The 15,390-nt window shown below is 60.9% G+C and carries 16 protein-coding genes; 13 read left to right on the top strand and 3 right to left on the bottom strand.

The features are described from left to right. Positions 1-255 precede the first annotated feature (255 nt). Both NKH91_RS26800 and NKH91_RS26795 read right to left on the bottom strand, forming a co-directional pair. On the bottom strand, positions 256-435 hold the full coding sequence (locus tag NKH91_RS26800; protein WP_352484153.1) for a hypothetical protein: 180 nt from the start codon (positions 433-435) through the stop codon (positions 256-258). A gap of 253 nt (positions 436-688) precedes the next feature. Then, positions 689-1,078 carry a hypothetical protein gene (locus NKH91_RS26795; RefSeq protein WP_023722055.1) on the bottom strand — a complete coding sequence of 130 codons (390 nt, stop codon included), beginning with the start codon at positions 1,076-1,078 and terminating at the stop codon, positions 689-691. 611 nt (positions 1,079-1,689) lie between these two features. Here NKH91_RS26795 and queC point away from each other — a divergent pair. The 3 genes from queC to queE are packed head-to-tail and all read left to right on the top strand — an operon-like array spanning position 1,690 to position 3,475. After that, entirely contained in the window at positions 1,690-2,388 is a 699-nt protein-coding gene (gene queC, locus NKH91_RS26790) for a 7-cyano-7-deazaguanine synthase QueC (RefSeq protein ID WP_352484154.1), read from the top strand. Then, complete coding sequence (gene queD / locus NKH91_RS26785) at positions 2,388-2,744, top strand: 6-carboxytetrahydropterin synthase QueD (protein WP_352484155.1); 357 nt, start codon at positions 2,388-2,390, stop codon at positions 2,742-2,744. The genes queC and queD overlap by 1 nt, the downstream gene beginning before the upstream one ends. Next, complete coding sequence (gene queE / locus NKH91_RS26780) at positions 2,741-3,475, top strand: 7-carboxy-7-deazaguanine synthase QueE (RefSeq protein WP_352468486.1); 735 nt, start codon at positions 2,741-2,743, stop codon at positions 3,473-3,475. Before queD ends, queE begins: the two co-directional genes overlap by 4 nt. 559 nt (positions 3,476-4,034) lie before the next feature. Here the strand turns inward: queE and hemN are convergent. Next, a complete protein-coding gene (gene hemN / locus NKH91_RS26775; protein WP_352885395.1) occupies positions 4,035-5,384 on the bottom strand; it encodes an oxygen-independent coproporphyrinogen III oxidase in 1,350 nt (449 codons plus the stop codon). Between the two features lie 154 nt (positions 5,385-5,538). Here hemN and NKH91_RS26770 point away from each other — a divergent pair, with 154 nt between their 5' ends. The 10 genes from NKH91_RS26770 (at position 5,539) to ccoS (ending at position 14,889) form a co-directional block, all read left to right on the top strand. Next, positions 5,539-6,285, top strand: coding sequence for a Crp/Fnr family transcriptional regulator (locus NKH91_RS26770; protein WP_352484157.1), 747 nt, complete (start codon positions 5,539-5,541; stop codon positions 6,283-6,285). A 256-nt stretch (positions 6,286-6,541) separates the two neighbouring features. Further along, positions 6,542-6,844: a hypothetical protein gene (locus NKH91_RS26765; protein WP_352885396.1), complete on the top strand. Its 303-nt coding sequence runs from the start codon at positions 6,542-6,544 to the stop codon at positions 6,842-6,844. Positions 6,845-6,889: 45 nt separating this feature from the next. Further along, positions 6,890-8,521: a cytochrome-c oxidase, cbb3-type subunit I gene (gene ccoN, locus NKH91_RS26760; protein ID WP_352813726.1), complete on the top strand. Its 1,632-nt coding sequence runs from the start codon at positions 6,890-6,892 to the stop codon at positions 8,519-8,521. Continuing rightward, positions 8,512-9,243: a cytochrome-c oxidase, cbb3-type subunit II gene (ccoO, locus tag NKH91_RS26755; protein ID WP_352516162.1), complete on the top strand. Its 732-nt coding sequence runs from the start codon at positions 8,512-8,514 to the stop codon at positions 9,241-9,243. The genes ccoN and ccoO overlap by 10 nt, the downstream gene beginning before the upstream one ends. Before the next feature lie 11 nt (positions 9,244-9,254). Then, complete coding sequence (locus NKH91_RS26750; RefSeq protein ID WP_023679629.1) at positions 9,255-9,404, top strand: cbb3-type cytochrome c oxidase subunit 3; 150 nt, start codon at positions 9,255-9,257, stop codon at positions 9,402-9,404. A gap of 2 nt (positions 9,405-9,406) precedes the next feature. Further along, entirely contained in the window at positions 9,407-10,270 is an 864-nt protein-coding gene (ccoP, locus tag NKH91_RS26745) for a cytochrome-c oxidase, cbb3-type subunit III (RefSeq protein WP_352516163.1), read from the top strand. Between the two features lie 131 nt (positions 10,271-10,401). Continuing rightward, positions 10,402-11,961: a cytochrome c oxidase accessory protein CcoG gene (ccoG, locus tag NKH91_RS26740; RefSeq protein ID WP_352813724.1), complete on the top strand. Its 1,560-nt coding sequence runs from the start codon at positions 10,402-10,404 to the stop codon at positions 11,959-11,961. Beyond that, positions 11,958-12,455, top strand: coding sequence for a FixH family protein (locus NKH91_RS26735; RefSeq protein ID WP_352516165.1), 498 nt, complete (start codon positions 11,958-11,960; stop codon positions 12,453-12,455). Before ccoG ends, NKH91_RS26735 begins: the two co-directional genes overlap by 4 nt. Next, on the top strand, positions 12,452-14,737 hold the full coding sequence (locus NKH91_RS26730) for a cation-translocating P-type ATPase (protein ID WP_352706906.1): 2,286 nt from the start codon (positions 12,452-12,454) through the stop codon (positions 14,735-14,737). Before NKH91_RS26735 ends, NKH91_RS26730 begins: the two co-directional genes overlap by 4 nt. After that, the gene (gene ccoS, locus NKH91_RS26725; RefSeq protein ID WP_352595335.1) at positions 14,737-14,889 is read left to right on the top strand and encodes a cbb3-type cytochrome oxidase assembly protein CcoS; all 153 of its coding nucleotides are present in this window, start codon (positions 14,737-14,739) and stop codon (positions 14,887-14,889) included. The genes NKH91_RS26730 and ccoS overlap by 1 nt, the downstream gene beginning before the upstream one ends. Positions 14,890-15,390: the final 501 nt, after the last annotated feature.

Here is a 15,390-nt window from a genome sequence, read left to right as displayed (position 1 = left end):
GCGGCAGCGCAAGATCGTTCATGGTGGGTGTGGTCTCCGGGAAATGGTTCGGATCGGCTTAAGCAACCAAATCCTACGTCATTTCCGATCAGATCCCGAGCAGCCAGCCAGTATTCGACCGTCGCTTGCGCCTCTGCCCGCTGAGGCCTTGTGCTTCCTCCAGGGAGTCAAGCCGATCACCATGGGTGTCCTGGTGCTCACCCACGTGCCATTTGCGATCTCGTGTCGGTGAGAGCACCGCAAGCACCTCCCCTGCTAGAGGGCAAGGCGGCTTGCGTCGCCCGTGTTGTTACTATTCTTCGCTGTGGTCGGAGTTTTTTCCTTGGCTTTGGAATCGGGCCATTCGACTTTGCAAAAAAACAGGCCATCGTGGTCGATCGTCACGCCCCCGAGTTCGGCGGCACGATGCGACGACAACGGCAGCGCAAGCTCCATTTGCGCGAGGGGCTCGTCCCTTCAACTACTTGATGCATTTGCGCTTTGCGTACCTCCGTGCATGTTGCTCGATGCCAGGCGGAGATCTCCGTCTCAAACGATCGCGCATCGATGCAACGCCCACGCGTTGATCGCCATCATCGCGGCGATCGCTTCGCCGCGATCGCCGCCGCCGTTTTCGAGCACGACAATCATGCCGGCGGTTCGGCAGCGATGCGCATGCAAAAATTCACAGATGCATTCTGGCCAAATGCTAGCTGCCCAGCAAATGTCCGGCATTTCGCAAGGCCCCTAGGAAGAGACTGGCATGGCCGTTGGCATCGATCTTGGCCTGCATCGACAGGGGCATGCTGTGCCAGTTCTCCAAGGGCGCAATGAAATGTGAGAACGTACCGTTGACGATGCAATGGTGGGTAACAAGGCCCTGTCTGTCCAACGCCAGCACGCCGATCTGGTCGCCCTGATATCGGATGGCTGCGACCCGCTGGACCCCCGCATCACCGTCGACCCGCACGTCGAAAAGCAGGATGCCGCGGCTCCTGGTGGCTACCTCGGCGGCCTTTTCAGCGAAGCTTAAGGAGAGCGAGCGGACGCTTTCGACCGCCAGCTGTAAAACCATCAAATCCAGTTCATCCACTGCCATAAGGTACCTGCGCGCAACACATGGGTGATAGCAATCGACCACACCGCTTGTTCACAGATGTCGGCTCACGACCGATCATTCAGGTTGTTGCCGGACGTCCATTGACCGAGGGAGTGCTCCGGTTCGAACCGATCCTGAAGCGGAATGCGCTGGATCTACGGAACCCGAGAGCAGGCCAGCCAAAGTTGCCGCGACAATTGATGTCGTGATCATTCCAGACATCTGCATCGGCGTCGCTGAACATCCCACTGGTAAGTCCGTTCTCTTGCGGCAAGCCCATCCTCGGGCCGTCTTGTACCTGAAACCCTCGCGGTGGCGTCCCTCGAAGCTCGGGACCGCCGGGCGCTTGATCGTCGAGAACTTTGTTTACGAAGGTCCGGACCTCCTGCAGAGCATATTCTGGTGCGCTCGCCTTTGAGCATTCCGCTGAAGCGTGACGTTTCGCTAGTCCGTGTTCCTTGCAGGCTCACCGCGAGGGCGCCTTGCACACAGCGGCACGTCAGCGCATGAAACTCGTTCCCCGTTCACTTCACAAAATGGATTTCCTGAAGTACTGGGAGCGCAGAGAAATCTCCGGTCGCAGCCTACCCGGTTAAAACAAGGACCCAACGATGAAGACTCTCGTCGTCTGCTCCGGCGGATTGGACTCCGTTACCCTTGCTCACAAGGTGGCAGCGGAGCACGAACTCGCCGGCCTCCTATCTTTCGATTACGGCCAACGGCATAGGAAGGAATTGGGCTTCGCCGCCCTTTGCGCGGAGCGACTGACCGTCCCGCACCGCATCGTCGACATCCACGAAATCGGCGGCGGCCTTTTCGGCTCCGCGCTGACCGATAATGTGGACGTGCCCGACGGGCACTACGCCGAAGACACGATGAAGGTCACGGTGGTGCCGAACCGGAACGCCATCATGTTGGCCATTGCCTTCGGCTTCGCCGCAGCGCACGACGCTGACGCGGTGGCGACGGCCGTGCATGGTGGGGATCATTTCATTTATCCCGACTGCCGTCCGGCCTTCATCGACGCTTTCCAGATGATGCAGGACCATGCGCTCGACGGCTACGCGAAGATTCGCCTTTATGCGCCTTATGTGAACCTCACGAAGGCGGACATCGTTGAGGATGGAGCAAGATACGGCACACCATTTGCGCAGACCTGGTCCTGCTACAAGGGCGGCGAGCGTCACTGTGGACGGTGCGGGACCTGCGTCGAGCGGCGCGAGGCGTTTCATCTTGCAGGGCACCCGGACCCCACCGAGTACGAGGACTCCGACTTCTGGCTCGACGCGCTGCGCAGGAGGATCGTGTAATGTTCTGCATCACTAAGGAATTCCACTTCTCGGCCTCGCATCAGCTCACCTCTTTGCCGCCCGAGCACCAATGCGCGCGCCTGCACGGGCATAACTACATCGTCGAAGTAGAGCTTTCGGCGAAGGAACTGAACGAGCACGGCTTCGTGCGCGACTATCATGATCTGGCGCCGCTAAAACGCTACATCGACGAGAGCTTCGACCACCGACATCTCAACGACGTGCTGGGACATGAGCAAGTCACGGCGGAATATCTGGCCAGACATTTTTATGAATGGTGCAAGGCACGCCTGCCCGAAACCTCGGCCGTGCGGGTGAGCGAAACGCCGAAAACCTGGGCGGAATACCGGCCATGACCGATACGCATCCCGCAATCCGCGTGAGTGAGATTTTCGGGCCGACGATCCAGGGCGAGGGCGTGCTCATCGGTTTGCCGACGGTCTTCGTCAGAACCGGCGGGTGTGACTATCGCTGTTCCTGGTGCGACAGCCTGCATGCGGTGGACAATCAATTCCGCCATGAATGGGAGATGATGTCCATTGCCGCGGTGTGGCAAAACGTGCTTGCGCTTTCCGGTGGCCGCCCGCTGATGGTATCGCTGTCAGGCGGCAATCCGGCCATCCAGCCGCTCGGCGCGCTCATCGAGCGAGGCCATGGTGAAGGTTACCGTTTTGCGCTGGAAACCCAAGGTTCGGTGGCCAGGGACTGGTTTGCCGACCTTGACGTGCTAGTCCTCAGCCCAAAGCCGCCGTCAAGCCAAATGACGACCGATTGGGCCGCTTTCGAGGCGTGCCTCCAGGCGGCACAAGGCAGGCCGCAAGTCGTGCTCAAGCTCATTGTTTTCGACGAAAGGGACTACGCCTACGCGAAAGACGCCGCTGCGAGATTTCCGCGGCTTCCGATCTATCTGCAACCCGGCAATCACACGCCGCCACGCCCCGCAAATGAAGACGCTCCTGTCGACCTTGACGGAATATTGAAGCGCATGGAGTGGCTGGTTGATGCCGTGACCCGCGACAGGTGGTTCGAAGCCCGTGTGCTGCCGCAGCTGCACGTTATGCTCTGGGGTAACAAGAGAGCCGTCTAGCCTAGGCCCGCTTTTCACTGAAACTGCGCCGGCGGATATTCGGGTGGACGGGTTGTCCCACGCTTGACGGCGCTGCCGGGGTGCTTGCGGACTTTCTGCCACCGGGACCAAGAGCGTGGCCAGCCGCTTACGACTCGGAATGTTGCCGAGGCTCGGTTTCGACGGGCGTCGGCCTGGCGCGAACCAATCAAAGGTTAGCGCGAGCCACGGGTGGATAGTGTGGTGGTGCGATGCGGCGGCGCCTGCTGCAGCTGGCACGGTCCTTGCGGACCCTTGTTGCAAGGCCGAAGGGAGCTGTCGGCCGACAACCATGATCTGGCCAGGACGATTGTCGACTGCTTCCGATACAGAAAAGAGGCCGGACTCGACGTGGCGCTTCAGGGACTGCGAAATGGAATACGGCGCCGGAAGGCACGACCGGACGATATCGTCGCTATACCAAGACGCGTCTGGTCCGCTCCGAATCCTGTCTCGACACGACGGTCGCCGATCAACAGTGAAAAATGTAGCGCAATCGGTTCACGATCGACTGAGAACCATGACCGTTCCTCTGCGGTGCTCAGACTGCCGCTGAGTGCCTGGCCGTTCCACTTTCGAAATATTTGTCGAACTTTGCCGCGATGCTCCTGACAAAGGGCCGGCTTTCCGCAGGCACGACGAAGCGGTCACCATCAAGTTCAAGCAACCGCGCAGGATCTTGGAGGGCCGTGGAACTCGCCTTGAGGAGAAGTCTTTGGCCGGCTTCGCCAAAGCGCTCCACCAGCTCAATCGCCGAGAAGGCGAAGTCACACATCAATCGCTCGATGATCCAGCCGCGAACACGGTCGTCGTCGGAAAGCGCGATACCCCGAACAGCGGCCAGCCCGCCATCAGCAACCATGCGTCCATACTCGGCGGTCGAAGGCATATTCTGTGCATAGCCCTGGCGAAACTGGCTGATGGACGATGGGCCGAGGCCGATCAATGTCTCGTAGCAGTCCTCGGTGTAGCCTTGGAAGTTCCGGTGCAAAGTCCCGGCGCGTGCCGCAAGCGCCAGCGCATCGCCCGGCTTGGCGAAATGATCGAGCCCGATTGCTTCGTATCCCTGGTCCATGATCGCCCGCGCTGCCAATTGCCATTGGGCAAACCGCTCCTCTGGCCCTGGCAGCCACGCCTCGTCGATCATCGTCTGATGTTTCTTGAACCACGGCACATGGGCGTAGCCAAAAAGCGCGATCCGATCCGGTTCCAGGGTCAGGGCCTGTGCAACCGTGGAGGCGACGCTCTCCCTGGTCTGATGCGGCAGGCCGTAGAGCAGATCGAGATTGACGGATTCGACGCCGCGCGAACGAACGCCATCAACAACTGTCTTGGTCTGCAGAAAGCTCTGCTCGCGGTTGATCGCTTTCTGCACCTTCGGGTCGAAATCCTGGACGCCGAGGCTCGCCCTTGTCATGCCGATTTCGGCAAGTGCATCGAGGCGGGCATCGTCCATATCGTTGGGTTCGATCTCAACGCTGATCTTTGCACCGGGGAGAAACGTGAAGCTGTTGCGCAGGACGGTTCCCAGCGCCACGATATCTTCCGGTTTGAGCATCGTCGGCGAACCGCCGCCGAAATGGACGGCACGCACGCGGCCCTTGCCTGCGACAAGACTGGAGACGGTAGCGATCTCGGCATCCAGTGAGCGCAGATATGTGGTCACTGGTTCGTAGTGGCGTGTCTGCTTGGTGTGGCAAGCGCAGAACCAGCAAAGCTTGTCGCAATAGGGAATATGGAGGTAAAGCGATATCTCGTCACCACCTTGGAGCGCCTCCAACCAGCCTCGGTAAACGACGGCATCGACCCCCGCATGGAAATGCGGCGCGGTCGGATAGCTGGTATAGCGCGGGACGTTCTCGCCAAGTCTGGCAGCTAGCTCCAGTCGCATGTCGTGGTCCACCGTGTTTGCGTCGCCGGAACTGTGGATGCTTGGATGAGCCTAAGCCCTGATTTCGATCAACCTTCAGCACGGACAAACTGCCGCAAGGATTTTTCTACCGTCGATTGCTATCCTGCCCGCACTGGACCGGTAGAGCGATCGAATGACATTACGGCAGGACATTCACAGTTCCGGCATTCCCGTTCTTTGCCTGTCTTGCGAGGCACGGCACCGCGGTGTCTGTGGTGCGCTCGAACCAGACCATTTGGCTCAGCTTGCCAAGACGTCGTCGCGGCACAATATCGAGCCGGGGGTCGAACTGATCGGCGACGCCGAGACGGTCGACTGTTATTCAAACGTGCTTTCAGGCGTGGTGAAGCTGACGAAGAGCCTTTCGGACGGCCGCCAGCAGATCGTCGGCCTTCAGTTCGCGCCGGATTTTCTGGGACGGCCCTTCAAGATGAAAAGCGCGATCAATGCGGAAGCGGCAACAGCTGTCTCGCTATGCTCGTTTCCGAGAGCGGCCATCGAACGGATGATGAAGGAATCACCGGAATTTGTGCATCGCCTGCTCAAGCAGGCGCTGAACGAACTCGACGAGGCACGCGAATGGATGGTGACTCTGGGGCGCAAGACCGCACCGGAGAAGGTGGCGAGCTTTCTCCTCATGATCGCCCGGAATATCGGTTCCAGTGTTGACCCGGCGGCTAGGTCGGCGTGCTTCGAGCTGCCGATGACGCGTGCCGACATCTCTGATTTCCTTGGAATTACAAACGAGACCGTGAGCCGTCAGCTGACCAGCCTGAGAATGGACGGCGTGATTCGGATCGAGAACAACCGCCGTGTCACCGTGGACAGCATGAGCCGGCTGGAACGGCGCTGCGGCGGCCGAGGCGCAACCGCCGTTTGAATGACACCGAAGCTGCATGGCCTACGTCACTTACTTCGTTCGGGGCAGGGCATGCTCGCGTTGGGCTTAGAAGAAGTCGCATAGCGACAGCCCGCTCTCCATCCGATCGCATGAGCCAGGTGCGTTTCGGCCAACTCGTCGGCGAAGCATCCATCCTCGAGGTGCTCGACGTGCAACCGGCTGTTCCAGGCAGGATCGCACTCGGCCGAAGTCAATACGCCTCATACGCAGGGGAAAATCGCCGTCTCCCCGAACCATGAATGTCACGAAGGCAGCGCAACGCTGGCGCTGGCTGTCCCAAGGCATTGAAACGATCGACGTTCGGCAAGGCATCGGCCTACTTTCCAGCGTCACAGAAGGCGCGCTTCCCCACACGCCCGCGATCGCCTCCATACCCGGCCCGACCGGGGACGCGGGGCCTGTCCATAAGCGTGGCGGCCGGTGCTGCGCTTCCACATTCGATCGCCACAGTCTGATCGCACCGAGCTCGATGCTGCTCGAAGCAAAATCGTGCGGCTCTGACATGGATCAGGGCGAGCAGGCCACGGCTGCGCAATAAGGCACTGCGGTTGGCGCCCGCCGGAATTGGAAATCGGGGCTTGCGATGAAATTCGGCACAGAGATCGTCCTTCTAAGCCTGTTTGCGTTTGCGGCCCTGGTGGCTGCCGGCTTCGGCGTAGATGAACCTTTTCGCCGGCATATGTGGGTTTTGTTCTTCGCCGTGGCTGGCTTCACTGCAATTCTGTTGCGCAACACGGAATTCAAGCGGGCAGTTCCGATCGACCCCGCCGCTTACATGGATGGGCCGATCCGCTACGGCGCCATCGCCACCGTATTCTGGGGCGTCGTCGGCATGCTGGTCGGCGTGGTTATCGCCCTGCAGCTCGCCTACCCCGATCTCAACATCCAGCCCTGGTTCAATTTCGGCCGACTGCGGCCTTTGCATACTTCCGGCGTGGTTTTTGCCTTCGGCGGCAATGCACTCATCTGCACGTCACTTTATGTCGTGCAGCGGACCTGTCGTGCCAGGCTGTTCGGCGGCGATCTCGCCTGGTTCGTGTTCTGGGGCTATCAGCTGTTCATCGTCATGGCGGCAACCGGCTACCTGCTCGGTATCACCGAGAGCCGCGAATACGCCGAGCCCGAATGGTATGTGGACCTGTGGCTGACCATTGTCTGGGTCGCCTATCTCATCCTGTTCCTCGGCACGATCCTAAAGCGCAAGGAACCGCACATCTATGTCGCCAACTGGTTCTACCTTGCCTTCATCGTGACCATCGCAATGCTACATGTGATCAACAACCTGTCGATGCCGGTCTCCTTCCTGGGCTCCAAGAGCTATTCAGCCTTCTCCGGCGTACAGGACGCCCTGACGCAATGGTGGTACGGCCACAATGCCGTCGGCTTCTTCCTCACCGCCGGCTTCCTCGGGATGATGTATTATTTCGTGCCCAAGCAGGCCAACCGACCGGTCTATTCCTACCGGCTGTCGATCATCCACTTCTGGGCTTTGATCTTTCTCTACATCTGGGCCGGTCCGCACCACCTCCACTACACCGCCCTGCCGGACTGGGCCCAGACGCTCGGCATGGTGTTCTCGATCATGCTGTGGATGCCGTCATGGGGCGGCATGATAAACGGCCTGATGACGCTCTCGGGCGCCTGGGACAAGCTGCGCACCGACCCGATCATCCGTATGATGGTCATGGCCATCGCCTTCTACGGAATGTCGACTTTCGAAGGCCCGATGATGTCAATCAAGGCCGTCAACTCGCTCTCGCACTACACCGACTGGACCATCGGTCACGTCCATTCGGGCGCGCTCGGATGGGTTGGCATGATCTCGTTCGGCGCGATTTATTTCATGGTCCCGAAGTTATGGAACCGCGACCGACTTTATTCGCTGCGGCTCGTCAACTGGCACTTCTGGCTGGCGACGCTTGGGATCGTCGTTTACGCCGCGGTGATGTGGGTCTCCGGCGTCATGCAGGGCCTGATGTGGCGCGAATACAACGAGCAGGGCTTCCTGGTCTACTCCTTCGCCGAAACCGTCGCCGCCATGCATCCCTACTACATCATGCGTGCCATCGGCGGCGCGATGTATCTGTCGGGCGCCCTCATCATGGCCTGGAACATCGCCATGACCATCCTCGACTACCAGCGCGAGGAGGATCCGATGCCGCGCTCCATCCCCGCCCTCCATCCTGTGCGATCAGGAGCCAGAAAATGGTCCTGATGGACAGACACGCGGTCATCGAGAAGAACGCCACACTTCTTCTCCTCGGGTCCCTGCTGGTCGTGACAATCGGCGGCATCGTCGAGATCGCACCGCTCTTTTATCTCGACAACACCATCGAGAAGGTGGAAGGCATGCGGCCCTATTCGCCGCTCGAGCTCGCCGGGCGCAACATCTATGTGCGTGAGGGCTGTTACCTCTGCCACAGCCAGATGATAAGGCCGTTCCGCGACGAGGTCGAGCGCTACGGCCACTATAGCCTGGCGGCCGAGTCGATGTACGACCACCCGTTCCAGTGGGGCTCGAAGCGCACCGGGCCGGATCTCGCCCGGGTCGGCGACCGCTACTCGAACGGATGGCACGTCCAGCATCTCACCGAGCCGCGTTCGGTGGTGCCGGAATCGATCATGCCGAGCTACGCGTTCCTGAAGGACATGCCGATCGAGGTGAAGGATTTCTCGACGCATCTGATCGCCAACAGCCGTGTCGGTGTGCCCTATTCAGACGACATGATCGCTCATGCCAATGCCGATCTCATGGCGCAGGCCGATGCGAATGCCGACACATCGGGCCTGGAGAGACGCTATCCGAAAGCCAAGGTTGGGGACTTCGACGGCGATCCGCAGCAGGTCACCGAAATGGATGCGCTGGTCGCCTATTTGCAGATGCTCGGCACGCTGGTCGATTTCAGGACCTATGACGAAGCCGCCGGTTACCGCTGAGGAGAATGGCGATGACCTACAATTTCATGCGGGAGTTTGCCGACAGCTGGGGCCTGCTTGCCATGGCGCTTTTCTTCCTCGGATGCGTTGCCTTTGCACTTCGTCCCGGCAGCCGCAGGCAAGCCGAGAGAGCCGCTCACATTCCTCTCAAGGACGACTGATCATGGGCAGCGAGCATATCGACGAGGTTTCGGGTATCTCGACGACCGGCCATGAGTGGGACGGCATCAAGGAACTCAACAACCCGCTTCCCCGCTGGTGGGTCATCACCTTCTACATCACCATTGCCTGGGCGATCGGCTACACCGTCGTCTATCCGGCATGGCCGATGCTGACTTCCGCGACCAGGGGTGTGCTGGGGTATTCGAGCCGCAGAGACGTCAAGAATGAACTGGCCGCGGCCGAAGTGGCCAAGGGTAAATTTGTCGCTGCCATTCAGGCGAAGACCGTCTCCGAGATTACTGCCGACGATACGCTACGCGAATTCGCCGTCGCCGCAGGTGGCGCCGCGTTCAAGGTCAATTGCGTGCAGTGCCATGGCTCGGGCGCTCAAGGGTCCAAGGGTTTTCCCAACCTAAACGACGACGATTGGCTGTGGGGTGGCAACGCCGAACAGATCCAGCAGACGATTGCGCACGGCATCCGCTTCGCATCAGACCCGGATACGCGCCTGTCGGAAATGCCTGCTTTTGGCGACATCATCACGACGGATCAGATCAAGCAGGTCGGCGCCTATGTCGCAAGCCTCTCCGATCCTGTTCAGGACACAAGCCTGATCGAACTCGGCGCCAATGTTTTCGCCGAGAATTGTGCGGCCTGTCATGGTGAGAATGCAAAGGGCAACAGGGAGCTCGGCGCACCCGACCTGACCGACGCGATCTGGCTATACGGGTCTGGCGAAACAGCCATCGCCGCGCAGGTCCGCGCGCCGAAGCACGGCGTCATGCCGGCCTGGATCGGGCGTCTCGGCGAGATCAAGGCCAAGGAACTCGCGGTCTATGTCCATTCGCTTGGTGGCGGAGAATAGGTACGCAGCCTATTCTCGTCCTCCCCCCCGCCGCCAAGCGACGAGGCCCGGCGCGAGCCGGGCCTCGGCATCATCCAGAAACCGATGGGTCGGGCTTCCGGCGAAATCGTCGCTGGTGACTGGAGCTTCTCGTGCTCGATAACACGCAAATAGAACGGCTCGAAGCCGATGCGGTCAACTCCGCCAAGACCCGTCAGCCGCTCTATGCCGCACGCAAGAAGATCTTCCCGAACCGGGCCTCTGGCAGTTTCCGCCGCTTCAAGTGGTCGGTGATGGCAATCACGCTGGGGATCTACTACCTGACGTCCTGGCTGCGGTGGGATCGCGGGCCATTTGCCCCGGACCAGGCCGTGCTGGTCGATCTTGCCAACCGCCGCTTCTATTTCTTCTTCATCGAGATCTGGCCGCAGGAATTCTATTATGTGGCCGGCCTGCTGGTCATGGCCGGTATCGGCCTTTTCCTGATCACATCCACCGTCGGCCGGGCCTGGTGCGGCTATACGTGCCCGCAGACCGTGTGGGTCGATCTGTTTCTGGTCGTCGAGCGAGCCATCGAGGGCGACCGCAACGCGCGCATGAAGCTCGATGCCGGGCCCTGGACTGCGCGCAAACTCGTGCTGCGAACATCGAAACACGCCATTTGGCTGGTCATAGGGGTGCTGACCGGCGGCGCCTGGATCTTCTATTTCGCCGATGCGCCGACGCTGCTTGGCGAACTCTTCACCGGCACGGCAGCGCCTGTCACCTACATCACCGTCGCCGTGCTGACAGCGACGACCTATACGTTCGGCGGGCTGATGCGCGAGCAGGTCTGCACCTACATGTGCCCATGGCCGCGCATCCAGGCAGCCATGCTCGACGAGAATTCGCTCACTGTCACCTACAATGACTGGCGCGGCGAACCGCGCTCACGTCACGCCAAGAAGGTCCAGGCCGCCGGGCAGCCAGTCGGCGACTGCGTCGACTGCAATGCCTGTGTCGCGGTGTGCCCGATGGGGATCGACATTCGTGATGGCCAGCAGCTTGAATGCATCACCTGCGCGCTCTGCATTGATACCTGTGACGGTATCATGGACAAGCTCGGCAGGGAGCGCGGGTTGATCTCCTATGCGACGCTGGCCGACTACAACGCCAACATGATGCTGGCGACCCCGGGCGGCTCCGGTTCAGTCAACCCGTCACTGGTCAGGAGCGCTGACGGCCTGTTCTCCGACAACGTGGCCCGTTTCCATATCCGCAAGATCTTTCGCCCGCGCACCTTGATCTACATGGTCGCCTGGTCGGCGGCCGGTCTCGCGCTGCTCTATTCGCTGCTGACCCGCGAACGGCTCGAATTGAATGTCCTGCACGATCGCAACCCCCAGTTCGTGACGCTGTCCGACGGTTCGATCCGCAACGGCTACACCGTCAAGCTGCTCAACATGATCCCCGAACCAAGAACGATCATTGTCACGATGCAGGGCCTGCATGGAGCCGAAATGAGCGTTGTCGGCATCGACCTGCCGGCGGATCGTTCCTTCGCCATCCCGGTCGAACCCGACCGGCTGAAGATGCTCAAGGTTTTCGTGCGTCAGCCGGCAGATCAGGTTCGGGGTGCAGCGCAAAGCTTCAAGTTCCGGGTCGAAAACAAGGCAACGTTCGAGTCGGACGAATACACGGCCACTTTCAACGCACCGGAGAGCGCCAGATGAGCGACACCTCGCGACAATCCCGCGAATTCACCGGCAGGCATATGCTGTTCACCATCCTTGGCTTCTTCGGCGTGGTCATAGCGGTCAATCTGACAATGGCGACGCTCGCCAACACGAGCTGGACCGGCCTTGTCGTCGAAAACACCTATGTGGCGAGCCAGCAGTTCAACAAGAAGGCCGAGGAGGGGCGAGCTCAGGCAGCCCTCGGCTGGACTGGCAAACTGACCATCGCAGGCGGTGAGGTCCGCTACAGCCTCACCGATGCTGTCGGCAAGCCGGTTGCCTTGCATGGCGTCAAGGTGCTGTTTCGTCATCCCGCCTACGAGGCCGAGGACAAATCCGTCACTCTTGCCGCTGCCTCCGGTCAGATATTCGCCGCGCACCACATGCCCACGGATGGCGTCTGGATCGTCGAAATCGACGCCGATGCGAGCCTTGCGGAACCCTATCGCGACGTTCGCCGGATCATGATTTCCCGCGGGGCGCTGCAATGAGCTGCTGCGCGCCAGGCGCCGAAATGGCATTGGACCTGGAAAAGGTCACACTGGTCCTGCCTTCTGGCCAGGAAATCAGACTGGCGAGCCGCTCGATTGGCGAAAATCTTCGCCAGACCGACCTTTCGGTGCCGGCTGTGCATTGTGCCGCCTGCATCCAGACGATCGAGACGGCGATCGGCAAGCTGGATCGCGTCGAAGGCGCTCGTGTCAATCTTTCAACGAAACGTGTTTCGGTCCGGTGGCGCGGCGACGAGGTTCCGCCATTCGTCGCCACACTTGGACGGCTGGGCTATGGCGCGCACCTGTTCGATCCCGAGGCTGACGGGAAGGACAGGACGCTCTCGGAACTGATCCGCGCCGTCGCGGTCGCCGGCTTTGCGGCGGGCAACATCATGCTGCTATCAGTCTCCGTCTGGTCCGGCGCGCAAGGCGCGACCCGCGACCTGTTCCATTGGGTCTCGGCCTTGATTGCCATTCCTGCGCTCGCTTTCGCCGGCGGCATCTTCTTCAAGTCGGCCTGGAATGCGCTGCGCCACAGCCGCATGAACATGGACGTGCCGATCGCGGTCGGGGTATCGCTCGCTTACGCCATGAGCCTCTACGAGACGATCAACCATGGCGACCATGCTTATTTCGACGCGTCGGTGTCGCTGCTGTTCTTTCTGCTGATCGGCCGCACGCTGGATCACGTGATGCGGGAACGGGCGCGGACGGCCGTGAACGGACTGGCTCGGCTGGCGGCGCGCGGCGCCATGGTGCTGCGCGAGGATGGTTCGCGCGACTACTTGCCGGTTGGCGAGATCGAACCAGGAATGGCGCTCTTGATTGCGGCTGGCGAGAGGGTGCCCATCGACGGCAGGATCATTGGCGGGGCATCGGATCTCGACTGTTCCCTGGTTTCCGGGGAAAGCACGCCCAGAACGGTGGGCCCGGGGGCGCAGGTCCAGGCCGGTACACTCAATCTCACCGGTCCACTGACCATCGAGGCGACGGCCGCCGCGAAGGATTCCTTCCTGGCCGAAATGGTTCGGCTGATGGAAGCGGCAGAGGGCGGCCGCGCCCGCCATCGCAGGATCGCCGATCGCGTCTCCGCGCTCTACGCCCCCGTGGTCCACCTCACCGCCTTTGTGACGTTCCTCGGCTGGATGGCGGCGACCGGCGACTGGCACCGGGCAATAACAATCGCGATCGCCGTTTTGATCATTACATGCCCGTGTGCGCTCGGTCTCGCCGTGCCGATCGTGCAGGTGGTCGCTGCGCGGCGGCTGTTTGAAAGCGGCGTCATGGTCAGGGACGGCTCCGCCATGGAGCGCCTGGCCGGGATCGACACGGCATTGTTCGACAAAACCGGCACGCTTACGCTCGGACTGCCCAGGCTGATCAATGCGCCGTCCATCGATCCGACGATGCTCGCCATGGCGGCCGAGATGGCAGCGCATTCCCGCCATCCCTTTTCGAAGGCAATCGCTGGCAACGCAGCCTTTGCCGGCCAGGCGAAACTCGTGTCCGTCAGCGAGCATCCGGGCTTCGGCATCGAAGCCATCGCCGAGGGCAGTACCTGGCGGCTGGGTCGCCGCGGATGGGGTGAGTTGAAAGCCCGCACCGGCGGCGAAGGCAAACAAGGCTATGGCGGAACCGTTCTGACGAAGGACGGGGTCATTGTCGCGACTTTCGATTTCGAGGATGAGCTGCGTGCCGATGCCAAGGCGGCCATCGAGCAACTGAACGGCGCCGGCGTGTCGGTGGAGATGCTGTCGGGCGACACAGAAGCTGCCTGCGGCGAGGTCGCGGAAGCACTGGGCGTCGAGCGCTTCGTTCCCGCGTTGCTTCCCTCCGGAAAGGTCGAACAGATCGAAGCATTGACCCGAACTGCCCACAAGGTTCTGATGGTCGGCGATGGGCTCAACGACACGCCTGCATTGGGCGCCGCACACGTTTCGATCGCTCCGGCCACGGCGGCGGATATCGGGCGCAACGCCGCGGATTTCGTGTTCCTGCGTAAAAGTCTTCTGGCGGTCCCACTTGCTTTAGACATTTCGCGGAAGGCCGGACGGCTGATCCGGCAGAACATCGCCATCGCGATCGTTTACAATGGCATCGCCGTGCCGGTCGCCATTCTGGGGCACGTTACGCCACTGATCGCGGCGGTCGCGATGTCCGCCTCGTCCCTCCTGGTCATCGGCAATGCGCTACGCCTGCAAGGTTTCGTGTCAAATGCATCGGTGCAAGATGCCCGACATGACAGGCGCTCCGACATTGGCGCACTGGCACAATCCTGATGACGACGCTCGCCTACCTCGTACCTGTGGCCCTGTTCCTCGGGGCGCTTGGGCTGGCCGGGTTCCTGTGGGCCTTGAGGAGCGGCCAATATGAAGATCTCGATGGCGCCGCCGAGCGGATCCTGATCGACCGCGACGAGCCACGCACTTGACCCAGCCTGCCCTGCGAGGACTCGCTCGAATATTTTCCCCGGTTGCTTCGCCTCATGCCGATTTCGGCGCGCGACGGGTGCGAACGGATCAGCCAGAATACGTTGCCGAACTTTCGGCCAGGAAAGTGCTGCGTTTGTGCCGCTCCGCGCATTGCTATTTTTCCATACGTTTCCATATAATCCAATAAGTTAGCGGGCATCTCTCCATTGGCCTCCACAGGTCTACGCGGGGCGATATTAGGCGAATATTAGACGAGTCGCGGGGGAAGTGATGCTAAGAACGCTTGAAGAGTCGGCGGTCACGACTAAGGCCGCGGGTGCGAAATTGGCGCCCGGAACTCATTGGCGATCAATCGACCCGACCGTGCACCTGGGCTACCGCGTCGCGCCGCAGAAGACTGGTCGAGGCAAAACGTATCGAGGCCGTCTCAAAGGCCGCTGGCGACCCTGTAACTGTCCGCAGTGTCACCGAGGCTTACATACTAGAACGCGAGAAGGTTG

The sequence above is a fragment of the Mesorhizobium sp. M0894 genome (assembly GCF_040319725.1).
Classification (GTDB): Bacteria; Pseudomonadota; Alphaproteobacteria; order Rhizobiales; family Rhizobiaceae; genus Mesorhizobium.
This window is presented reverse-complemented; position numbering and strand designations above follow the sequence as displayed.

What these genes read in the sequence shown, in the direction of transcription:
- NKH91_RS26800 (WP_352484153.1), bottom strand. Translation starts at nt 435, where the DNA reads ATGGAGCTTGCGCTGCCGTTGTCGTCGCATCGTGCCGCCGAACTCGGG.
- ccoO (WP_352516162.1), top strand. Translation starts at nt 8,512, where the DNA reads ATGGTCCTGATGGACAGACACGCGGTCATCGAGAAGAACGCCACACTT.
- NKH91_RS26765 (WP_352885396.1), top strand. Translation starts at nt 6,542, where the DNA reads ATGAATGTCACGAAGGCAGCGCAACGCTGGCGCTGGCTGTCCCAAGGC.
- NKH91_RS26770 (WP_352484157.1), top strand. Translation starts at nt 5,539, where the DNA reads ATGACATTACGGCAGGACATTCACAGTTCCGGCATTCCCGTTCTTTGC.
- queE (WP_352468486.1), top strand. Translation starts at nt 2,741, where the DNA reads ATGACCGATACGCATCCCGCAATCCGCGTGAGTGAGATTTTCGGGCCG.
- queD (WP_352484155.1), top strand. Translation starts at nt 2,388, where the DNA reads ATGTTCTGCATCACTAAGGAATTCCACTTCTCGGCCTCGCATCAGCTC.
- NKH91_RS26750 (WP_023679629.1), top strand. Translation starts at nt 9,255, where the DNA reads ATGACCTACAATTTCATGCGGGAGTTTGCCGACAGCTGGGGCCTGCTT.
- NKH91_RS26735 (WP_352516165.1), top strand. Translation starts at nt 11,958, where the DNA reads ATGAGCGACACCTCGCGACAATCCCGCGAATTCACCGGCAGGCATATG.
- ccoS (WP_352595335.1), top strand. Translation starts at nt 14,737, where the DNA reads ATGACGACGCTCGCCTACCTCGTACCTGTGGCCCTGTTCCTCGGGGCG.
- NKH91_RS26730 (WP_352706906.1), top strand. Translation starts at nt 12,452, where the DNA reads ATGAGCTGCTGCGCGCCAGGCGCCGAAATGGCATTGGACCTGGAAAAG.
- queC (WP_352484154.1), top strand. Translation starts at nt 1,690, where the DNA reads ATGAAGACTCTCGTCGTCTGCTCCGGCGGATTGGACTCCGTTACCCTT.
- ccoP (WP_352516163.1), top strand. Translation starts at nt 9,407, where the DNA reads ATGGGCAGCGAGCATATCGACGAGGTTTCGGGTATCTCGACGACCGGC.
- ccoN (WP_352813726.1), top strand. Translation starts at nt 6,890, where the DNA reads ATGAAATTCGGCACAGAGATCGTCCTTCTAAGCCTGTTTGCGTTTGCG.
- NKH91_RS26795 (WP_023722055.1), bottom strand. Translation starts at nt 1,078, where the DNA reads ATGGCAGTGGATGAACTGGATTTGATGGTTTTACAGCTGGCGGTCGAA.
- hemN (WP_352885395.1), bottom strand. Translation starts at nt 5,384, where the DNA reads ATGCGACTGGAGCTAGCTGCCAGACTTGGCGAGAACGTCCCGCGCTAT.